General features: G+C 37.9%; 16 protein-coding genes and 2 pseudogenes. 14 read left to right on the forward strand and 4 right to left on the reverse strand.

The annotated features are described in order from the left end of the window. The first annotated feature begins 370 nt into the window (after nucleotides 1-370). The 7 genes and pseudogenes from ACES2C_RS08135 to ACES2C_RS08165 all read left to right on the forward strand — a co-directional run bounded on the left by ACES2C_RS08135 (nucleotide 371) and on the right by ACES2C_RS08165 (nucleotide 10,361). The gene (locus ACES2C_RS08135) at nucleotides 371-3,331 is read left to right on the forward strand and encodes a type I restriction endonuclease subunit R (protein ID WP_374166471.1); all 2,961 of its coding nucleotides are present in this window, start codon (nucleotides 371-373) and stop codon (nucleotides 3,329-3,331) included. Further along, nucleotides 3,324-4,505, forward strand: coding sequence for a restriction endonuclease subunit S (locus ACES2C_RS08140; protein ID WP_374166472.1), 1,182 nt, complete (start codon nucleotides 3,324-3,326; stop codon nucleotides 4,503-4,505). Before ACES2C_RS08135 ends, ACES2C_RS08140 begins: the two co-directional genes overlap by 8 nt. Continuing rightward, on the forward strand, nucleotides 4,502-5,641 hold the full coding sequence (locus ACES2C_RS08145) for an AAA family ATPase (RefSeq protein ID WP_374166473.1): 1,140 nt from the start codon (nucleotides 4,502-4,504) through the stop codon (nucleotides 5,639-5,641). Before ACES2C_RS08140 ends, ACES2C_RS08145 begins: the two co-directional genes overlap by 4 nt. Further along, complete coding sequence (locus ACES2C_RS08150) at nucleotides 5,638-7,248, forward strand: type I restriction-modification system subunit M (RefSeq protein WP_374166474.1); 1,611 nt, start codon at nucleotides 5,638-5,640, stop codon at nucleotides 7,246-7,248. The genes ACES2C_RS08145 and ACES2C_RS08150 overlap by 4 nt, the downstream gene beginning before the upstream one ends. A gap of 430 nt (nucleotides 7,249-7,678) precedes the next feature. Then, a complete protein-coding gene (locus ACES2C_RS08155) occupies nucleotides 7,679-8,200 on the forward strand; it encodes a MepB family protein (RefSeq protein WP_374166475.1) in 522 nt (173 codons plus the stop codon). A gap of 200 nt (nucleotides 8,201-8,400) precedes the next feature. Continuing rightward, the gene (locus ACES2C_RS08160; RefSeq protein WP_374166476.1) at nucleotides 8,401-8,880 is read left to right on the forward strand and encodes a GNAT family N-acetyltransferase; all 480 of its coding nucleotides are present in this window, start codon (nucleotides 8,401-8,403) and stop codon (nucleotides 8,878-8,880) included. A 316-nt stretch (nucleotides 8,881-9,196) separates the two neighbouring features. Beyond that, nucleotides 9,197-10,361: pseudogene (locus tag ACES2C_RS08165) on the forward strand (IS3 family transposase). Here ACES2C_RS08165 and ACES2C_RS08170 read toward each other — a convergent pair. Beyond that, on the reverse strand, nucleotides 10,358-10,579 hold the full coding sequence (locus ACES2C_RS08170; RefSeq protein WP_374166477.1) for a transposase: 222 nt from the start codon (nucleotides 10,577-10,579) through the stop codon (nucleotides 10,358-10,360). The pseudogene ACES2C_RS08165 and the gene ACES2C_RS08170 overlap by 4 nt on opposite strands. A gap of 225 nt (nucleotides 10,580-10,804) precedes the next feature. On the opposite strand from ACES2C_RS08170, the gene ACES2C_RS08175 reads away from it, so the two are divergent. The 4 genes from ACES2C_RS08175 to ACES2C_RS08190 are packed head-to-tail and all read left to right on the forward strand — an operon-like array spanning nucleotide 10,805 to nucleotide 16,400. Further along, nucleotides 10,805-11,779: an NERD domain-containing protein gene (locus ACES2C_RS08175; RefSeq protein ID WP_374166478.1), complete on the forward strand. Its 975-nt coding sequence runs from the start codon at nucleotides 10,805-10,807 to the stop codon at nucleotides 11,777-11,779. Further along, on the forward strand, nucleotides 11,746-13,725 hold the full coding sequence (locus ACES2C_RS08180; RefSeq protein ID WP_374166479.1) for a hypothetical protein: 1,980 nt from the start codon (nucleotides 11,746-11,748) through the stop codon (nucleotides 13,723-13,725). Before ACES2C_RS08175 ends, ACES2C_RS08180 begins: the two co-directional genes overlap by 34 nt. A gap of 45 nt (nucleotides 13,726-13,770) precedes the next feature. Beyond that, on the forward strand, nucleotides 13,771-15,675 hold the full coding sequence (locus ACES2C_RS08185; RefSeq protein WP_374166480.1) for a tetratricopeptide repeat protein: 1,905 nt from the start codon (nucleotides 13,771-13,773) through the stop codon (nucleotides 15,673-15,675). Between the two features lie 47 nt (nucleotides 15,676-15,722). Then, nucleotides 15,723-16,400: a hypothetical protein gene (locus ACES2C_RS08190; RefSeq protein WP_374166929.1), complete on the forward strand. Its 678-nt coding sequence runs from the start codon at nucleotides 15,723-15,725 to the stop codon at nucleotides 16,398-16,400. A 53-nt stretch (nucleotides 16,401-16,453) separates the two neighbouring features. Here ACES2C_RS08190 and ACES2C_RS08195 read toward each other — a convergent pair. The 3 genes and pseudogenes from ACES2C_RS08195 to ACES2C_RS08205 all read right to left on the reverse strand — a co-directional run. Continuing rightward, nucleotides 16,454-17,983, reverse strand: a pseudogene (locus tag ACES2C_RS08195) (IS66 family transposase); the annotation flags it as partial. A 50-nt stretch (nucleotides 17,984-18,033) separates the two neighbouring features. Continuing rightward, on the reverse strand, nucleotides 18,034-18,363 hold the full coding sequence (gene tnpB / locus ACES2C_RS08200) for an IS66 family insertion sequence element accessory protein TnpB (protein ID WP_374163616.1): 330 nt from the start codon (nucleotides 18,361-18,363) through the stop codon (nucleotides 18,034-18,036). Continuing rightward, entirely contained in the window at nucleotides 18,363-18,638 is a 276-nt protein-coding gene (locus ACES2C_RS08205) for a helix-turn-helix domain-containing protein (protein ID WP_374163617.1), read from the reverse strand. The genes tnpB and ACES2C_RS08205 overlap by 1 nt, the downstream gene beginning before the upstream one ends. A gap of 383 nt (nucleotides 18,639-19,021) precedes the next feature. Between ACES2C_RS08205 and ACES2C_RS08210 the strand changes: the two genes are divergently transcribed. The 3 genes from ACES2C_RS08210 (at nucleotide 19,022) to ACES2C_RS08220 (ending at nucleotide 20,732) form a co-directional block, all read left to right on the forward strand. Continuing rightward, complete coding sequence (locus tag ACES2C_RS08210) at nucleotides 19,022-19,381, forward strand: DUF4180 domain-containing protein (RefSeq protein ID WP_149912884.1); 360 nt, start codon at nucleotides 19,022-19,024, stop codon at nucleotides 19,379-19,381. Beyond that, nucleotides 19,381-20,073: an SUMF1/EgtB/PvdO family nonheme iron enzyme gene (locus tag ACES2C_RS08215; protein WP_154288543.1), complete on the forward strand. Its 693-nt coding sequence runs from the start codon at nucleotides 19,381-19,383 to the stop codon at nucleotides 20,071-20,073. Before ACES2C_RS08210 ends, ACES2C_RS08215 begins: the two co-directional genes overlap by 1 nt. An 89-nt stretch (nucleotides 20,074-20,162) precedes the next feature. Then, nucleotides 20,163-20,732, forward strand: coding sequence for a GNAT family N-acetyltransferase (locus ACES2C_RS08220; RefSeq protein WP_374166481.1), 570 nt, complete (start codon nucleotides 20,163-20,165; stop codon nucleotides 20,730-20,732). Nucleotides 20,733-20,768: the final 36 nt, after the last annotated feature.

Here is a 20,768-nt window from a genome sequence, read left to right on the forward strand (position 1 = left end):
TGCTAAAAATCCCCGCCTTCGGCAATACCCGAAACGTTACCGGCAAGTGTAAAACGACACTGCAACCATTGAACAGACGACTAAAAATTGAACATTAACACAAGAACAAACCATTTTGACAGTTGGACAACATACAGACCATATTTCAAGCGGACAACGAGTAAGCCGACACTCTTTGCCGACCCTGTGTTTTTTATTTTTTTCCCACCGCACATTTTTTAAAAACAATTTTAGCCAGCCCGCAAGTGGCACATTTGGCTTTGCCCCACCCGCAAGCCGACCCTTCGCATAGCCAAAAGAGCCACTTTTTGCCAACGCAGAGACCGATTACCGTGATTAAAAAAGTAACTTTGACCGATATAAATTTTAGATGATTAAAGAGCAACAAATAGAAGATAGTTTAATAGCCAAACTGACTGACCTGAAATACAGTTACAGGTCGGACATCAAGGACAGGGCTTCGCTGGAGAAGAATTTCCGTGAAAAATTTCAGGCACTCAACAGAGTTAACCTGACCGACTCTGAATTTGCAAGACTGCGTGACGAGATAATCAATTCAGACGTTTTTGCTTCCTCTAAACGATTACGTGAAATTAACACCTTTAGCCGTGAAGATGGGACGCCTTTGCATTACACGTTGGTAAACATAAAAGACTGGTGCAAAAACGAATTTGAAGTTATCAATCAACTTCGCATAAACACAGAAAACAGCAACCACCGTTACGATGTGATTTTATTGATTAACGGAATTCCCGTTGTTCAAATAGAATTAAAAACGCTTGAGGTTAGTCCACGAAAAGCCATGCAGCAAATTGTGGACTACAAAAGCGATCCTGGCAATGGTTACACAAACTCATTGCTTTGTTTCATGCAGCTTTTTATTGTCACCAATCGCAGTAACACCTATTATTTCGCTAACAACAACTCTTCTCATTTCAGCTTTAATGCTGACGAGCAATTTTTACCTGTTTATCAATTTGCAAGTGAGGACAATAAAAAAATCACACACATAGACGACTTTTCAGAGAAGTTTTTGAGCAAATGCACACTGAGCCAAATGATAAGCAAATACATGGTATTGGTGGCAAGCGAACAAAAGTTGTTGGTCATGCGACCTTATCAGATTTATGCAGTTAGGGCAATTGTAAATTCAATTCAGGAACACAAAGGCAACGGCTACATTTGGCACACAACAGGAAGCGGAAAAACGCTGACATCCTTCAAAGCATCTACCCTTCTCAAAGACAATCCGAATATTGAAAAATGTTTGTTTGTGGTTGACCGCAAAGACTTGGATAGACAAACCCGTGAGGAGTTCAACAAGTTTCAGGAAGGTTGCGTGGAGGAAAACACCAATACAGAAACATTGGTTAGACGAATGCTTTCGGAAGATTACGCTAACAAAGTAATTGTTACGACCATTCAAAAATTGGGTTTAGCATTAGACCCGAACAACAAGAACAACTATAAAGAACGTTTACAACCGTTAAGTGACAAACGCATCGTTTTCATTTTTGATGAGTGCCACCGTTCACAGTTTGGCGAAAACCACAAAGCCATCAAGGAGTTTTTCCCGAAAGCACAGTTATTTGGATTTACAGGAACACCGATTTTTGACGACAATGCAACCTACAAGCAAATTGACGGAACAGTTGGCTCCTATGTAACCACCAAAGACATTTTCCAAAATCCATTACACAACTACACCATAACTCATGCAATTGAAGATAGAAATGTATTGCGTTTTCATATTGACTATTTCAAGCCTGAAAAAAATGTAACGGTTGGAAGCACTGACCATAAAAAAGCGGTTGTAAATGCTATTCTAAAAAAACACGATGCTGCAACACACAGCAAACGCTTTAACGCATTATTGGCAACTGCTTCTATCAATGATGCTATTGAATATTACGAACTATTCAAAGACATTCAGGCAAGCAAAGCCAAGGAAGATGAAAACTTCATTTCTTTAAATATTGCTTGTGTATTCTCTCCACCTGCCGAAGGAAACAAAGATGTGCAGCAATTACAGGAAGATTTACAACAAGAAAAAGCCGACAACAAAGTTGAACCTGAAAAGAAGAAAAAAGCATTGGAAGCAATTATCAGCGATTACAATAAACAATATGGCTCAAACCATAAAATCACTGAATTTGACTTGTATTACCAAGATGTTCAGCAACGCATCAAATTTCAGAAGTTCAGCAATGCCGACTATCCGCACAAGAATAAAATTGATTTGGTGATTGTCGTAGATATGTTGCTTACAGGTTTTGACAGCAAATACCTGAACACTTTGTATGTGGACAAAAACTTGAAATTCCACGGATTGATTCAGGCTTTCAGCCGAACCAACCGAATTTTAAATGATACCAAACCTTACGGAAACATTTTAGATTTCAGACAACAACAAGCCGAAGTTGACAGAGCCATTGCCCTATTCAGCGGAGAAGATACAGGACGAGCCAAAGAAATTTGGTTGGTTGACCCTGCTCCGAAAGTGATTGAGAAATACCAAGTGGCAGTGAAGGCAATGGAAAAATGGATGGAAGACAAAAACATGGTAGCTGAACCGCAAGAAGTTTACAACATCAAAGGCGATGCGGCTCGTGTGGAGTTTATCAACCGCTTTAAAGAAGTGCAACGCCTGAAAACACAGCTTGATCAATACACCGATTTAAGCGAAGAGCAGAAAGCAAAGATTGATGAACTGATGCCCGAAGAGCAATTGCGTTCGTTCCGCAGTTCGTATTTAGAAATTGCCAAGCAACTCAAAGAAATTCAACAAAAAGAAGGCGACAAAGCACCTGAAAACATTCAGCAATTAGATTTTGAATTTGTGTTATTTGCTTCTTCGGTGGTGGATTATGATTACATCATGAACCTGATTGCCAAATACACACAGGGCACACCGAAAAAGCAGAAAATGACCCGTGACCAACTCATTGGTGTGTTGAGCAGCAGTGCCAACCTGATGGAAGAACGGGAAGATATTATTGAGTTCATCAAAACATTGGAAGTTGGTAAGGCATTAAACGAGCATGAAATAAAAGACGGTTATCAAAATTTTAAGGAAGAAAAAATAGCCAAACGATTAGCGGAAATTGCAAACAATAATGGCTTGGAGGTTTCGGCTTTACAGCAATTTACAGATGCAATAATTAGCCGAATGATTTTTGATGCCGACAAACTAAGTGAACTCTTTGCCCCTTTGGACTTAGGTTGGAAAGAACGCACCAAAAGAGAATTGGCATTGATGGACGAATTGACACCTATTTTAAAAAAGAAAGCCGAAGGGCGAGAAATATCAGGACTGAAAGCGTATGAGTAAGAACAACGAAAATAAATTGGTGCCGAAGCTTCGCTTTTCTGAGTTTAAGGATGTTTGGAATCCCGAACAGCTAAGTAATCTTTTAGATTACGAAAGACCTGATAATTATATTGTCAAGGACACGAACTATGTTACCGATGGAACGCCAGTTTTAACAGCAAACAAAAGTTTTATTCTTGGATATACACAGGAAACATTCGGCATATGCAATGATATTCCGGCAATCATTTTTGATGACTTTACAGTTGACAAAAAATTTGTGGATTTTCCATTTAAGGTAAAATCATCAGCTATAAAAATTCTACGCCCGAAGGGTAAGGATGATTTAAAATTCCTTTTTGAGTTAATGTCGCTAATCAGATTTGAAGCAAAGGAACACAAGCGATATTATATTTCGGCTTATCAAAATTTGTCAGTTCCGATTCCTAAACCAACTGAACAACAAAAAATCGCTGCTTGCCTTTCTTCATTAGATGAAGTCATCACAGCCGAGAGCCAAAAGCTGGAGGTGCTGAAAGACCACAAAAAGGGCTTGCTGCAAAACCTGTTGCCGCAAGCAGGTGAAACCATGCCTAAGTTTCGTTTTAAGGAGTTTGAGGAGAGTGGAGAGTGGAAAGAAACCACATTAACGCAAGTTGCAGATTACGAAAACGGAAAAGCCCACGAACAAGATATTGCAGACGATGGCGAATTTATAGTTGTGAATTCAAAATTCATTTCACAAGATGGAGAAGTAAAGAAATTCGCCAATACTGCTTTTTTACCTGCAACCAAAGGTGACGTTTTAATGGTGCTAAGTGATATTCCCAACGGCAAAGCCATTGCCAAATGTTTTTTCGTTGAAGAAGATAACCGCTACACGGTTAATCAGCGTATATGCAGAATTACACCACGCGACATAAACAGCAAGATTTTATACTATCTGCTGAACAGAAATCAATATTTCTTGGCATTTGATGATGGAGTAAAGCAAACCAATCTACGAAAAGATGATGTTTTGAATTGTCCATTGCTTATACCAGAAGACACAAAAGAACAAGATAAAATTGCTGATACACTTTCATCAGTTGATGATTTGATAAAAGCACAGATTGAAAAAGTGGAAGCACTGCAACTTCATAAAAAAGGCTTATTGCAGGGGTTGTTTCCTGATGTAAATGAAGTAACAGAATGAGCGAAGTAATAAAATTTACAAACCTGACAGATATAGCTACGCATTTCCGCAAGGATTTGACAGGCGACCACAGACCACTTAAGGAGTTGGTGCTTTTCTTTGCTCATAATGGCACAGGGAAAACACGCCTTTCCATGGAGTTTAAAGAAGCAGGAAAAGAATACAATGAAGAAAGAGAAGTAACTAAGCGGGATACACTTTACTTTAATGCCTTTACCGAAGATTTATTCTCGTGGCATAACGACCTTGTAAATGATAGAGAGCGATATTTAAAGTTAAACACAGATTCAGCATTTTTTGATGGTTTACGGGAATTGGAGTTAGATGCTAAGATTGAATCCTTTTTTCAGAACTATGTTGATTTGAAATTCAATATTGACTATGAAAATGCCACAGTTAGATTTTCAAGAAGCATCATAGTTGACGGAGCGGAACAAACAATTGAGAACATCAAAATTTCAAGAGGTGAAGAAACGCTTTTTATTTGGTGCTTCTTCTTAGCAATTTGTCAGTTGGTGATTGACAAAGACCCTTCATACAATTGGGTTAAATACATTTACATTGACGACCCAATATCATCATTAGACGAAAACAATGCCATTGCCATTGCTTGTGATTTAGCCAACCTTCTTACTACAGAGGGCAGCGAAATAAAAACAGTAATATCAACGCATCACAGTTTGTTTTTCAATGTATTGTTTAATGAATTTGGCAGAAAGGTGAAAAACAAACGATACTTCTTGCACTACAAAGAGCCAAACGATTATGCTTTACAAGACACAGGCGATACACCGTTCTTTCACCACATCGCAACAATCAGTGAACTGAAAAAAGTTGTAGAATCTGATAAAATCTTCACTTATCATTTTAATGCTTTACGGAGCATTCTTGAAAAAACCGCAAGTTTTTTCGGGTATGACAAAATTGATAAATGTATTCATGGCTTAGAAGATGAAGTTCTTTTTGAAAGAGCTTTGCAATTATTCAGTCATGGCAAATACTCCATTTTTGACCCGCAAGAAATGATTGGCGACAACAAAGACTTATTCAAAAGAATTTTTTATGGGTTCCTTGCAAAATATGAATTCCATTTTCCAGAAATATTTAATGAACCAACTCCAGCAGCAACAGCATGACAGAAAATAATCAAACACAATTAGGCAATACACTTTGGAAAATCGCAGACGAATTGCGTGGAGCAATGAACGCAGACCAGTTCCGTGATTATATGCTTTCATTTTTGTTCTTACGTTACCTAAGCGACAATTACGAAGCAGCAGCCAAAAAGGAATTAGGGAAAGATTATCCAATACTAAAGGACAATGACAAGCGGACACCGCTTGCTGTGTGGTATGAACAGAACAAAGCCGATGTTGCAGAGTTTGAAAAGCAAATGCGGAGAAAAGTTCACTATGTAATTGAGCCATCTCATTTATGGAACAGCATTGCTGAATTGGCGAAAACCCAAAGCAAAGAGTTGCTTCGCACCTTGCAGGAAGGGTTTAAATACATAGAAAACGAATCTTTTGAAAGCACCTTTCAGGGCTTGTTTTCCGAAATCAATTTAGATTCTGATAAACTTGGTAAGAACTACGAAGAACGAAATAAAAAGTTATGCAACATCATTCAAAAGATTGCGGAAGGCATCAACAGCTTTGATAAAAACGTTGACTACTTAGGCGATGCCTACGAATTTTTGATAGGCAAATTTGCTGCAGGTTCAGGGCAAAAAGCAGGTGAATTTTATACTCCACAACGTATTTCAGATATTCTTTCAGCTATTGTAACGCTTGACAGCCAAGACCCAAGCAAAGGCGAAAAGAAAAAGATTGAACGAGTTTTGGACTTTGCCTGTGGTTCGGGTTCATTGTTGCTCAACGTCCGCAAGAAAATGAACGATGCTGGAGGAACAATCGGCAAAATATACGGACAAGAGAAAAATATCACGACCTACAACTTAGCACGAATGAACATGCTTTTGCATGGAGTTAAGGACACAGAATTTGTAATTCATCACGGTGACACTTTAGTCAACGATTGGGAGATTTTAAATGAAATAAATCCTTCAAAGAAATTAGAATTTGATGCCATAGTAGCAAATCCGCCTTTTAGCTACCGTTGGGAACCATCGGAAGAAATGGGACAAGATTTCCGTTTTAAAAGTTACGGACTTGCACCAAAGTCAGCTGCTGACTTTGCTTTTCTGTTACACGGTTTTCACTTTTTAAGTAAAGAGGGAACAATGGCTATCATTTTACCTCATGGTGTTTTGTTCAGAAGCGGTTCAGAAGAAAAAATCAGAAGAAAACTTTTAGAGGACGGCAACATTGACACAGTAATCGGACTTCCTGCAAATCTGTTTTTCTCAACAGGCATTCCCGTTTGTATTTTGGTTTTAAAAAAGTGTAAGAAGTTTGACGATGTTTTGTTTGTCAATGCAGTTGACCACTTTGAAAAAGGCAAAAGACAAAACAGTTTGCTTCCTGAACACATTGACAAGATTGTTAACACCTACAAAGACAGAAAAGAAGAAATACGTTACTCTCGTAGAGTGACAATGGACGAAATCATTAAGAACGAATTCAACCTGAATATTTCACGGTATGTAAGTACATCGTTGGACGAAGAAATAATTGACCTGAAAGAGGTCAACAAAAAACTCGTTGACTTGGACAAGGACATAGCCAAAGCAAGAGAGACACATAATAAATTTTTAAAGGAATTGGGACTTCCTCCAATATAACATGATGAAATGCCAACGCTATTTGCAAGCACATTGCCAAAGCCGCACAAGCCAATGCACAGACCAAAGCTTTGTCAAAGAGCTTGCAAAGCCAACGCAGGACAAAATTGTTTTAAATAAAATTCCCGACCCTTCAAAAAAAATAAAAAACGCCACGCACAGCCGACACGACAATGACACAGAAAGTCAATACTGACAATGGTTTGCAAAGACGGACGACAGAACACCAGCCGGTAACAGCGGTTTGGCGTAATGGCGGGTTCAGGGCTTCGTATGACAGATTTGTGGTAGGTTCAAGTGCAGTTCTTCGATTGAACTTTTGTGCTAAAAATCCGCCACTACGCCAAGCCGCAAAACGTTAGCGGTCATTGTAAAACGACACTGCAATAACAAACAGCGAAATTTAAGAATTAACATAGCAGACAATAATTTGACAAATTCCCAAAAAACATATTCCGAACTTGAACTTATAGACAATTTTGTTTTCAAAATGTGCGGACTTGAAGTATCAAACATAAAAGCCGAAGCAGAAAGTCAAGAATATTGTGCACACGACTTTCAACTTGACGGACAAAATGTAAAATTTCGGAAAGCAAAAATTACACCGACCAAAATTGGACAATTTGTAACTATATGGAAACGTAACAAAAAGGGAATAACTGAACCTTTTGATATTTCGGACAAATTTGAATTTTATATAATTATGACACGACAAAACGAGAATTTGGGACTTTTTATATTTCCAAAAACAGTTTTGTATGAGAACAAAATTTTATCCGACAAAACGAGAGACGGAAAACGTGGAATTAGAGTTTATCCAACGTGGGACTTGACCGTAAACAAACAAGCACAGAAAACACAGCTTTGGCAGACAAAATATTTTTTAGACATTTCACCTGACAACGAAATTGACTTAACAAAAGCGAAAAATTTACTAAGCTTAGAAAAATAAAATGACGACATTGAGTAGCGAAAGAAAAGAACGAACCGCTAACAAGGTATTGCCAAAAGCGGGGCTGAACGGCTTCGATTGGACATTTGTGCAGGGTTCAACTTTCGTTCTTCGATTGAACTTTAGTGCTAAAAATCCCCGCCTTCGGCAATACCCGAAACGTTAGCGGTCAGCAGCGGACGACCCGAAAATTAACAGAAATGACAAACGATTTTGTAAATAGAAAAGGACAACTTGACGACTTGAAAGAAATGCAAAAACTGTTTGTGGATACCATAACGGCAATTTGCAAAACTGACTACGACAGTGACCAAATTTTAGCGTGGATATCGGGTGTTCACAACAAACAACGTTGGGACGACATTCTTACAAAACAATTTGTCTTAGTCGCTCAACACGCAGACAAAATTGTTGGCTTTGCGACACTTGATAGCGGAAATTATATTGACCTTTTTTACGTTCACAAAGACCACCAACGACAGGGAATTGCACAGCGACTACTTGACGAAATTGAAACTGAAGCAAAACGACTAAAACAAACGACTTTAACTTCTGACGTAAGTATAACTGCAAGACCGTTTTTTGAAAAAAATGACTTCAACGTTTTGAGAGAACAAACTGTCCAAGTAAAGAATGTAAGTATGACAAACTATAAAATGACAAAACACTTAACAAAATAAAAATGCCGAACCGCTAACACGGGTTTTGCGTCAGGCGGGCTGACGTGCAAACTTGGAGTTTTGTGCTTCTAATAAACTTTAGTAATAAACATAAACCTTGTGCTCCGAAACCCGCCCGAACGCAAAGCCCGAAAACGTTGTGTGCTATGAAATAAACCTCGTAAAATGATTGAATGGAGCGAAATAGTAATTCGGTTGTCGTTAGCTGCTTTGTTTGGAGCCATCATCGGACTGGAACGAGAAAGAAAGAACTGGGTGTAATCTTCCCTAAAAACAGCTACGGAAATAAATGTAGTAGTTTTATAAATTTAGGGTAATGAAAAAATCAACTTTCACAGAAGCACAAATCATTAAGATCCTGTCCTTGCAGGAGTCCGGAAGGAGCGTATCAGATATCTGCCGTGAACATGGCATCAGTCAGGGAACGTATTACAATTGGAAAAGCAAATACTCTGGAATGGATCTGTCCCAGCTTAAGCAGATGAAGGAGATGGAGAAGGAATTGGGTCAGTATAAAAAGATCGTAGCCGAACAGGCGCTTCAAATAACGGTTTTAAAGGATGTGATCGAAAAAAAGCTCTAGGGCCTGCCGAAAAGCGGGAGCTTGTTGGATACGCCAGAGAAACTTATCGGATGAGCCTTCGGCAGGCCTGTATGCTGTTCATGATCAGCACATCAGTATATTATTTAAAGCAAAGAGGAAAGACGACTCTGAGGTGATCGAGCAGCTATCCTTACTGGCTGACCTTCACAAGACCTGGGGATTTTGGATGATGTTTCACCGTCTGAGGAAGTTACAGTATATGTGGAACCATAAGCGGGTATACCGCATCTATACAGCTATGCGACTGAATCTGCGTAGCAAAAGAAAGAAGCGGCTTCCCGCTCGTGTTAAGATGCCTTTAGTGTGTCCCATTGGTCCCAATATTACCTGGAGTCTGGACTTCATGCATGATACACTGGCTAATGGTAAGACCATCCGTACACTTAACGTGATTGACGATTTTAACCGGGAAGCTCTTTCCATTGCTGTAGATACCGGACTCCCGGCCCAAAGGGTCATACGCGAGCTGGAACAGTTAATCGAGTGGAGAGGCAAGCCTGAAAAGATCCGATCTGACAATGGGCCCGAGTTTGTGGCTGGCATTTTAAGCCAGTGGTGTCAGGGCCAGGGGATTGAGTGGGAATATATCCAGCCAGGAAAGCCCACCCAAAACAGTCTGGTCGAGCGCTTTAACAGAACCTTTCGCCAGGATGTACTGGACAGTTACATGTTTGATAGTTTGGCTGAAATCAGGAAGTATGCCCAGGCTTGGGCATGGATGTATAATAACGTGCGACCACATTCGTCCCTTGGTCACCTCACTCCAGTGGAGTTCCTGTTGAAATATGGAAAACTCTCCGAGTTTCCCACATTACAACAGGATAATAACAATAGTAATTTCCACTGGGATTCTTTAGTTTTGAATGTAGCTAGCTAGGGGAAGATTACAGTCCACCGGTAAAAGTAGTAATAGATGCTTTGCCAGGGCGGGTAGCTTCCGGTCGGCAAATTGCGCCACTGACAGACCGTGCGTAGCACATAAAATATCCCGTCTAATACTTTTCGTAATGAATTTTTACGTTTCCTTTGCATATCTAACAGCGGCGATATAACTTTCCACTGGGAATCTGTGAGCTCGTTAAATTGAGTGACCATATCTTTGTTTGTCGTAATTCAAATCTATGGACAGATTCCCTCTTTTTAAATTTCAAAACATGTTCTAAAAGACGACACGACCGACAATAAACGAACAGAAAAATGAAAGACGAAATGCCAACGCTTCAGCAAAATCAAAAGAGCTGCATCCTCACACTCAAAGCCAACGCAATGCAGCACATTTGCTTTTGCCCCAACGCACACGACAACAACTAGACTTTGACAATGCTTGAAATATTAAATAACAGAACGGTACATACCCACGAAAATGAACAGTTTCGTAGAGTTGTTAATATAATTGAAGCAACTTTTGACAAGTTTGGTTATAATGGCTTATTGATTGGAAATCCATTCAATGAATCATATTCTCGTTTTCGTGCTGATGCCATTTTATATTATAACAATGGACTAATACTGGTTGATTTCAAGGATTATAAAGGAATAATCAAATTACCACCAAATGAAAATGAATTCCATTCATCAAAGTGGCATAATGAAAGTCCAAAGGACAGAAGTAGATTAGAAATAAAAGCAGGGGCGAATTTTATCAATCCATTTAGACAATTGGTTTCTTATCGCAATGCCTTTAGAGAAATGATTGAGAAAAACAAATATTTTGACGGGATAAACCCCGCAAGAGTTTGTATTGCAAATATCTTTTCTGGACCAATTGAAATTCAAAATGATGTTCCACGTAATCTACCATATTACAAACTTATTCAAGAATCAGATTTAGGTAATTTCCTTTATGACTTTGCAAGTGAAAATTCTTATAAAGAAGAAAATGCAAAAATTTTCAAAAGCATTTTCCCTGCCGAAAAATGGATTAAAAACATTGAAATTCCTATACCTGAACAAATCATTGAAAAACAGATAACTGAAATTGACAATGATGTTGAGAAAAGTATTGTTCATTTTCTCAAGGAAGAAAACGGTGGAATTCTCGTTTTAGAATCGATGAACGCAGATGATAGAGATTCCTGGTTGCGATTCATAACTACAGAAGCAGTAAATCACAGCATACCACAAATTGAAAAATGGTCGCACTCTGCACGAATTAGTAAGAAAATACAAAGACGCAGCAATATAGAAACAGAAGGAATTTACAGCATTATTTATGGCGGTTCAGATATTGAAGAAAAAATGAAAATCCAGAAAAGGAAGAATTGGAAGAAGAATTGTTGGAAGTTATTCCCTTGAAATCAAGCAAAGATATTGACGAAAAAGCATTAATAATTATTACCGAAGCACATTTAGTGAGCCGTAGCTTAAGTCAATCTGAATTATTGCGTTTTGGTACTGGTCGATTATTAGAAGATATTATCGAATTTCTCAACCCAAATAGCAACCGTAAAATTGTATTTATTGGTGACCCCTGTTCTTTGACATTTGGTAAAGATGAAGATTCCGCATTAAACTTGGAAACTTTGTCTGAATTATACGACAAAGAAAAAATTAAACATTATCGCAAACCAATAGGCAACGACTATTCAGAGGGAAGAGAAAAATTGCGGACTGATTTGGCAAACAGCATTGAAAATACAATTTTTAATAACTTGAATTATAGTTTTGACAAAGTCACTTTAATTGATTTACAAGACGATAAAGAAAGAATTCAAAATCTGCATTCATGGTTTAATCAGCCATTTTCAAACGACCCAGAAAATGCTGTTTTATTCTATTCAAAAAAAGATTGTTTGAAAACCAACAAGTGGATTAAAAAACAATGTCTGAAAAATGGTGAAAATTTGGCAATAGGTGATTTACTAATTGTTAACAACAATGTTTCTATTCCCGATGAAAGCGGGTTCCAAATTCCAAGACGAATTGTAAATGGAATGTTTTTTACTGTGCTTAAGCTTAAAGAAACGCAACAAGAATCCATTAAAATTCGTCAATCACAAAATCCGATAATTTTATCGTTTACAAGAATTACAGTCAAATGTTTGAGTTTATTAGGTTCGCCTGAAACTGACATCTGGATTTTAGACAATTATTTTAATAGCGAAGAAGATTTAACTAAAGAAGAACAAATTGCTTTTAGAGTTTTTGTAAATGCAAAAATTAATGATGAAAAACGCAAACAAAAATTTGAAGATAGCCAAGAGTATAGACAATTATTAGAGGACAAACAATATACTGACCTTTCAAATGAAGTAAAAGATGTTATTGAAACACTAGTCAAAAACTACAATCTGCCAAAAGAAAAGAAAGAAAAAGTTGAAACAAGTAGAGCTGTAAGAAATTTGCTTTCAGGTTATTATAAAAAATATAAAAAAAAACTGTTTTTCCAAATCAAGGATTCTGACCCATTTATAAATGCAGTATTTGTAAAATATGGTTGGGCAATTACTGTACATAAAGCAATCGGTTCTAGCTACAATGAAATTATTATAAAAGGACATAGAAAAGAAAATGACGGAATTACAAATGATAGTTACTTCCGTTGGTTGTATAGTGGTGTTACAGCAGGAAAAATTGTCAATATCACATCGCCTAAAAGAATAAATCCTTTTATGAATTGCGTTTTTGAGGATAATTCAACAAATGGAGTTTCCTTGAAAACAAAACAACTTCTAGTCTTTGGAGACTATGAAGTTGAATCACGATTTAAGAACAAAGTGCAATCTCTTGAAAACATTAATGTTATTGGTGCAATTTGTGAAATTTCAAAGTGTCTGGAACAAAACGGATATTTGCTCGAAAGCACAAAAAAGTTTTCAGAATATCTTACAAAAGCATTTTACTCTATTCCTCAAAGCGATAATAAACAATTGATTTTAAATATTGACAACAAAGGTTCAAAGGATAATTTTGCTGTTGGTAATATTCGCATTGAAAATCTTAATGGCGCAGATGAAATTATTGTAAAAACGTGTATTGAAGATTGTTTTGAGCAAAAACAAAGCGTCATTTCAATATTAGATGATAAACCAGAATTACCGAAAGATTTTCGGCAAGAGATTTATACTGCTTGGTTTGAAAAATGTAAGAATGAAAACATTACGCTGAAATTAATGCAAAGCCATAATAATCAAGATGTTTTTCGTGCAACTTGCGAGAAAGAAAGTTTGACATTAAGAGTTTGGTATGGTACAAGTGAAAAAAATCACACAAAAGGATTTTTTCAAAAATTGAAGTTTTAGAAAAATCATCAGAATCCCTTTTAGAACAAATAAAGCCAATAGTTTATGGACTCTAAAACGGTATTTGAACTACGAAATGAAGCAAAGGATTTATCAGGAATTGAAAAACTGCATAAATTAAACAACGCTCTAAATATTTCAAGAAAGCTATATTTAGAAGATAGTTCAGATGAATGGATTCAAAAAGCATTTGCTTGGGTGCTCATAGATTTGTGTAAGTATTACATAGCAGATAAAAACTTAAATCAAGCAAGTGTTTGCTTTAAAGAACTAAACACGATAGATTTTCAGGGTTATGAAGATGAAATAATTGAAAATCAAAAAAACTTTCTTCGTCCAAAAATTGACATCAATTATTCGGAAGTACAAAAAGCAGAAGACCTAAGCAAAAGCGGAAACAATAAAGAAGCGTTAGCATTTTTCAAAAACCTTATTTCTCAAAATCGGCTTACGGAATTACATCACGAATCTTATGGTTGGGTAATTTATAGATATATCAAAGTCGAAGAAAGCAATCTCTCATCAGTTGAAGTGCGGACATTTTTGAGAGATTATATGAACTTAAAGAATGAAAGACCGTCAATGCTTCATTCTATGATTTTAAATTTTGCTCTAAACTATTCAAAATCGCACAACGACTTTAAATTTTACAACTTTTTACTATTGTGGAATCCTGTCAATCTTCGTTACGAAGATTTGCACGATGGATATAAAGACGGGAAAGATATTCCTTCGCTTATTTCACGCATTTGCAGAGAGTTTGTAAATTCAAACACCGAAATAAATATTGAAGAATTTTTAAGTAAAATTGACCTAAGCAAAGAAATCGTTTTAGACTTTTTCAGAGAAACTATTTTTTGGAATATTTTCAATGCTCACAAGGAAAATAAACTTTCCGAATTATGGAATTTGTTTGAGCAATACAATAACAACTATTCCAAACACGGACAATCAAAATGGCATTCTGAAATTTTAAATCTTGCTGAAAGGTTTATGAAAGAAAATGACGAATGGCGTTTTCTAAGTTTTTTCAAAAAGTGGAATCCAGAAAATTTAAGAACTGACGATTGGAAAGAAACAAAAAAAGAAGAACACACATACAAACCATTAGCAATAAAAGCAATTAAAAAGGCTTTTGAAGTTCTGAAAACTCAAACATCTGAACAGAGTTTATCTTGGCTTATTCAGCCTTATGAAAAAGCAATCAAGTTATTCCCCGATGATGAATGGTTGTTGAGAGAAAAAGCATTGTTGCACATTAAAAACAATGAATTAGAATTGGCAATTAAAATATATAAGCAACTTGTTTTGGAACTTGCTGACAAACATTACGTTTGGCAAGAGTTTTCAGAATGTATTGTTACCGATAATCCATTAAAAATCGGAATGCTGTCTAAAGCATTAATTTTAGAAAAAAACGAAGATTTCTTAGGCGACATTCATTTGAATTTAGCAAAGACCTTAATTGACGAAAATCTATTTGAAAATGCGTTTATTGAACTTGATGCATATAAGAAACATAGAGAAATAAAGGGTTGGAAATTATCTTCACTTTTTGATGAATTACAACAAAAAGTGAATTCAGTTAAATTAAATTTAAAAGACAATCAGGAACTTTACAAAAAATACATTCCCTTTGCTGAAAACTTTGCTTATGCTGATTTTAATTGGACAGAAGTTGTTTTAACAGATAAATGGAAAGACGATAAAGGAAAAGACCGTTTGACTTTTACAGACGGTAAAACAATTGAGTTTGCAATCAGGAAAAATCGTTTTGAAGTATTAAAACAATCAGAGTTAGGACAGATTTTCAAGTTCAAACTTCACAAGCAAGAAATAAAAAAAGAAGTTGAAAATAGATTTTCCTGGATTGGAAAAAATGTCATTACAGAATACAAGTATATTCCACTCACTGCAGGGAAAACAGAAAAAAACATTGGGAAATTTTAGAAGATACTTTTGCTATTGTTGATTACATCAACAGAGAAAAAAGCATCATTCACGCAATTACAACAGATAACAAAGAAGTCTTTTTCCCTCAAATCAAAAGTGAATTACAAATTGGAGATTTTATAAGAGCAAAGATTTACACAAAAAAAGTAAAAGACGAAAGCAGAACGGAATTGCGACAAATACAGAAAATTGACAAAAGTTCTGTTATATCAAAATTCCAAACTCAAATTGCTCTTGTTGACGGAGTGAACGAACAAAAACAATTATTTCACTTTGTGATTTCTTCTAAGTTACAAGGAATTGTCAAATATACAGAAACTAACCTTAGACCAAGCGAAGGCGATTTTATCAAACTTTCATTTGCTACAAAAACAGGTAAGGACAGGAAATTACGAGTGAAAATGTTATCTATTGAGCCAACAGAAGAAGTAAATCCAAACTTACGAAAAGACATTAAAGGATTGTTGGAAGTAAAATTTAAAAATGGTAATTACCCAGATTACGAATTTGACGTAGATGATGAACTTGAAGATTCCGCATTTGACGAAAATGGAAAATTGATAATCAATAATAAACCAATTCCAGACTTTGCTTTTATCGGAGATTATTATGTTCCAAAATATCTTTTAGAAAAACACAGTATTACAGATGATTGTCGAGTAAACGCAAGAGCAATCTATGCTGGAGACAAATGGAAAGTAACAAAAATTGAAAAAATATAATGCCAACGCATTTGGTGGTATCCGCCCGACGAACCCATCTTTTGGGACTCGATTAGTTTCTTATAATTCTGCGGATAGAGGTCACGAATGTTCTTATGGTTAATGGTCATGACGTTTTGCAGGGCGTGTTTCAACCACTGCAGCGGATTCACCTCATGCTTTTTGCAGATGGCGAAAAAGGAATAGATCATCCCTGCTCTGGCAGCTGCATCATGGCTTCCTGCAAAGAGGTAGTTCTTGCGACCCAGAGAGATGGGCCTCAGTGCATTCTCGATTTGGTTATTGTCAATCAACAAGCTTCCGTCCTGCAGATAGGCGCTTAGCTTATCCCAACGCTCCATGGCATAGCGCATAGCCTTCCCGATCTGGCTTTTGGGTAAGGTATTCTTTACCTCATGAAAGATCCATTTTCCCAGTTCATTGATCACCGGAAGAGATTCTTCCAGGCGAAGCGCTTTGATTTGCTGGGCACTCAGTCCTTCCTCTTTTGCCTTTCGCTCTACTGCATATAAAGCCTGGATAAGCGACAAGGCTTTGGTTGCCCTGGTTTTATCATTATCCAGTGCCCGTTCAAACTCTCTTCTGGCATGAGCCCAGCAGGCTACCGGTGTTACTTCTGTCCGCTGTCCTATCTTTTGGTAGACGGCGTACCCGTCACTCTGGAGGTATCCTCTAAAGTGTTTCAGCATCTCCGTAGTGGCTGCCGCACCCCGGGTAGGCTGATAGTCCATCAGCACCAATCCATCCAAAGGACTATGGTAGACCCAATACCAGCCCATATGGGCAGCACCTTTCTTTTCGCTTTCCAATACTTTGATCGAGGTCTCATCGACCTGTAAATACCCTTTGGCTTTGATATCAAACCTGAGTTGCTGGTAGAGTGGTTCCAGTCTTTCCAGCGCCTGTTTGACCCAGCCTTCAATGGTAGAGGAGGCTATGGGGATGTTTTCCCGGGCGAAGCGTTGCTTCTGTCGGTACAAAGGGAGATGGTCAACATACTTATCAGTAAGGATCATGGCCAGCAGCCCTGCTCCCGGAATCCCTTTATCAATGACTCGTTCGGGAAGTTCTCCGGTTTTTACTCCTTCTGTATTTTTAGCGACATATTTATAGCGAATGTAGCGGCGGATAAAGAAGCGGGCAGGCTCACATTCCAGTTCTTCGGTTATATCCTTTCCAATGCAGACCATATCCGTTAGATCACCCTCAGGGTGGATCTCAATTTCTTCTACCGGCAAGTGTGCAGGCAAGGCAGCACGGCCTTTATGCAAAGACTGCTTTTTGCGGGTATAGGTGATCTGTTCTTTGATTTCTTCCTCTTGAAAGGCTTCTTCTTCTGGGGGAGCTTCAAATGGCAATACCCCTTGTGCAGGGTCACCTTCAAAGCGTTCTCGCTTCTGGCCGAACTGCAGGCGCTCTAAAAGATCGACACGGGCTTTGAGGTAGGTGATTTCTTCTTCCTGTTTAATAGTTTTTGCTTCCAGGGAAGAAGCTGCTTTTTGATGGGTTTCTACGGCCTTTTGTTCTCGTCTCAAAAGAGCAATCAACTCCTCTTTTGAGAGGTATTCCAGTGCCGTATCCATGGCATGAAATTACACAAAAAAGGCTGTCATTGCAAGAAAAAAGCCACTTTTTATGCCTGGTAGCGGCGTAACTGGCGGCTCTTCTGAACCTGTATCCCTTCGATCATCAGCACCAGCTCGGCCCAGCTCAGATGCTCCTTTTTAGGAGTGGGGAAAGTGCCCTGCTCAAGCCGCTTATAGTAAAGAACGAAGCCGCCGTGTTCCCAGTGTAGAAGCTTTATATGGGTGCGCTGGCGGTTGAGAAAGACGAAGACTTCTCCTGAAGATACTTCTCTGTTTAGCTCGGAGGTGACCAGCCCGCAAAGGCCATCAAAACTTTTACGCATATCACAATGGCCCTGATAGAGGAAATATCGATGCGAGGAGTTCAGGCTGAACATTAATACAGATGAATGAGCTGAGAGATGGTCTTCAGATCTGAAGCAGGTACTTTGATGCGCACGCCGTTAGGGTAGCTAACCTCTACGGCCTCTACGGATCCGGCTACGGGGACTAAGGGTAGAAATCCTTTCTTCTTTTCTGACTCTTTGCTACGGGATACCCAATAGGCAAAGGTGGCCACTTTCATTCCTAATTGCCGGCTAAACTCTTTTTGGGTAAGCCCGCTCTCGCGCCAGCGGGCCACTTCTGCCTTCATTCTTTCTCTTTGATCCATTACTTTATCTTTATCGTGCAGGCAAAGTAAGGCCATTAAGAATTGAAGGTCAAGATGGGTTCGTCGGGCGGGTACTTTGGTGGCACATTTGCAAAACCGCTCAAGCCAACCCGCAAGCCAAGTTTTGCAAAAGAGCCACCAAGCCAACGCACCAAGACAGACACAAAATGACAACAAACAAACACGACAGAAAAGAAGGGCGAAGGCATAACATCACCTATACGCAAGCAGGGGTTTTGTGCTTCGTAGGACAGGAAAGTGGTAAATTTGAAGTTCAGTTCTTCGTAGGAAGTTCAGTGGTAAAATGCCCTGCCTGCGTATAGCTGAGAAACGTTGTTAGCGGTCATTGTAAAGGACACCGACAAGGAAAAGTAAAACGAAAAATGAAGATTGAAACTCACAATATAAACGACATAAAAATAGCCGAAATAACTTCGGACGAGACAATCATTACCACATCTCAAGATGGGTTGGACTTATTAGGAAACTTATACTATCAAGGCTTTGACAGAATTGTTCTAAATGAAAAAAATATTACACCAAACTTTTTTGACCTAAAAACCGGAATTGCAGGAGAAATTCTTCAAAAATTCTCGACATATCGAGTTCGCTTGGCTATAGTTGGCGACTTCTCTAAATACACAAGCAAAAGTTTAACTGACTTCATATATGAAAGCAACAAAGGCAGACATATCAACTTTATTAATTCAACAACAGAAGCATTAAAAATACTTTCAGCCTAATGAATTTGAACAGCATAAAGATGACTTCAAATATTCTCGTCCAAATGGTTGAAATACCGAAAGGAAGGATTGAATTACGTGATGACAGAACAAAAGAAAAATGGGCTGTAGAAATTGAACCTTTTTTGCTTTACAAGTTTCCTATTACGCAAGACATATATTTTGAAATAACCAATGAAAATCCAAGCACTTTTAAAGGAGATTTACTTCCTGTAGAAACCATAACTTTTAAAGAAGCAGTAATTTTTTGCAATAAAATCTCTGCTCAATTTAACCTGACACCTTGCTATTTAATCCAAGATAAAAACGAAGAAATAATCTTTGAAAAAACAGCGAACGGTTTTCGTTTGCCTACAGAAGCAGAATGGGAATATGCTTGTAAAGCAGGCACAACAGGAATAAGATATGGAGAACTTAATGACATTGCTTGGTACAAAGACAATTCGGAAAATAAAACCCATAACGTTGGACAAAAGACACCAAATGCGTGGGGACTTTATGATATGTTGGGAAACGTGTGGGAATGGTGTTCTGACCTATACGACACAGAAGTTTATGGTTCTTACCGCATTTTTCGTGGTGGCGGATTTTGTGACATAGAAAGGAGTGTAATGGCAACGACACGCAGAAGAAGTCACCCATTAAAATTTAAAATTGACGACCTTGGATTTAGAATTGCGAAAAACAAATAAACTAGAACAACGACCCGCTAACAGCGGTTTTGCAAAAAAGCGGGTGAAGTGGTTAATTGAACATTCTACCTCGCATCAACTTTTGTGCTATGTTGAAAGTTTTGAGCTCCGAAATCCGCTTCTTCGCAAAGCCGCCAACCGTTAGCGGTCAGCAGCGGACGACCCGAAAATTAACAGAAATGACAAACGATTTTGTAAATAGAAAAGGACAACTTGAGGACTTGAAAGAAATGCAAAAACTGTTTGTGGATACCATAACGGCAATTTGCAAAACTGACTACGACAGTGACCAAATTTTAGCGTGGATATCGGGTGTTCACAACAAACAACGTTGGGACGACATTCTTACAAAACAATTTGTCTTAGTCGCTCAACACGCAGACAAAATTGTTGGCTTTGCGACACTTGATAGCGGAAATTATATTGACCTTTTTTACGTTCACAAAGACCACCAACGACAGGGAATTGCACAGCGACTACTTGACGAAATTGAAACTGAAGCAAAACGACTAAAACAAACGACTTTAACTTCTGACGTAAGTATAACTGCAAGACCGTTTTTTGAAAAAAATGACTTCAACGTTTTGAGAGAACAAACTGTCCAAGTAAAGAATGTAAGTATGACAAACTATAAAATGACAAAACACTTGACAAAATAAAAATGCCGAACCGCTAACACGGGTTTTGCGTCAGGC

This window comes from Arcticibacter sp. MXS-1 (assembly GCF_041902385.1).
Lineage (GTDB): Bacteria > Bacteroidota > Bacteroidia > Sphingobacteriales > Sphingobacteriaceae > Arcticibacter.

Coding starts and splice junctions, on each gene's coding strand:
- ACES2C_RS08215 (WP_154288543.1), top strand. CDS start 19,381: ATGAATTTGAACAGCATAAAGATGACTTCAAATATTCTCGTCCAAATG.
- ACES2C_RS08135 (WP_374166471.1), top strand. CDS start 371: ATGATTAAAGAGCAACAAATAGAAGATAGTTTAATAGCCAAACTGACT.
- ACES2C_RS08220 (WP_374166481.1), top strand. CDS start 20,163: ATGTTGAAAGTTTTGAGCTCCGAAATCCGCTTCTTCGCAAAGCCGCCA.
- ACES2C_RS08210 (WP_149912884.1), top strand. CDS start 19,022: ATGAAGATTGAAACTCACAATATAAACGACATAAAAATAGCCGAAATA.
- ACES2C_RS08150 (WP_374166474.1), top strand. CDS start 5,638: ATGACAGAAAATAATCAAACACAATTAGGCAATACACTTTGGAAAATC.
- tnpB (WP_374163616.1), bottom strand. CDS start 18,363: ATGTTCAGCCTGAACTCCTCGCATCGATATTTCCTCTATCAGGGCCAT.
- ACES2C_RS08170 (WP_374166477.1), bottom strand. CDS start 10,579: ATGGTCACTCAATTTAACGAGCTCACAGATTCCCAGTGGAAAGTTATA.
- ACES2C_RS08205 (WP_374163617.1), bottom strand. CDS start 18,638: ATGGATCAAAGAGAAAGAATGAAGGCAGAAGTGGCCCGCTGGCGCGAG.
- ACES2C_RS08175 (WP_374166478.1), top strand. CDS start 10,805: ATGCTTGAAATATTAAATAACAGAACGGTACATACCCACGAAAATGAA.
- ACES2C_RS08160 (WP_374166476.1), top strand. CDS start 8,401: ATGACAAACGATTTTGTAAATAGAAAAGGACAACTTGACGACTTGAAA.
- ACES2C_RS08185 (WP_374166480.1), top strand. CDS start 13,771: ATGGACTCTAAAACGGTATTTGAACTACGAAATGAAGCAAAGGATTTA.
- ACES2C_RS08145 (WP_374166473.1), top strand. CDS start 4,502: ATGAGCGAAGTAATAAAATTTACAAACCTGACAGATATAGCTACGCAT.
- ACES2C_RS08140 (WP_374166472.1), top strand. CDS start 3,324: ATGAGTAAGAACAACGAAAATAAATTGGTGCCGAAGCTTCGCTTTTCT.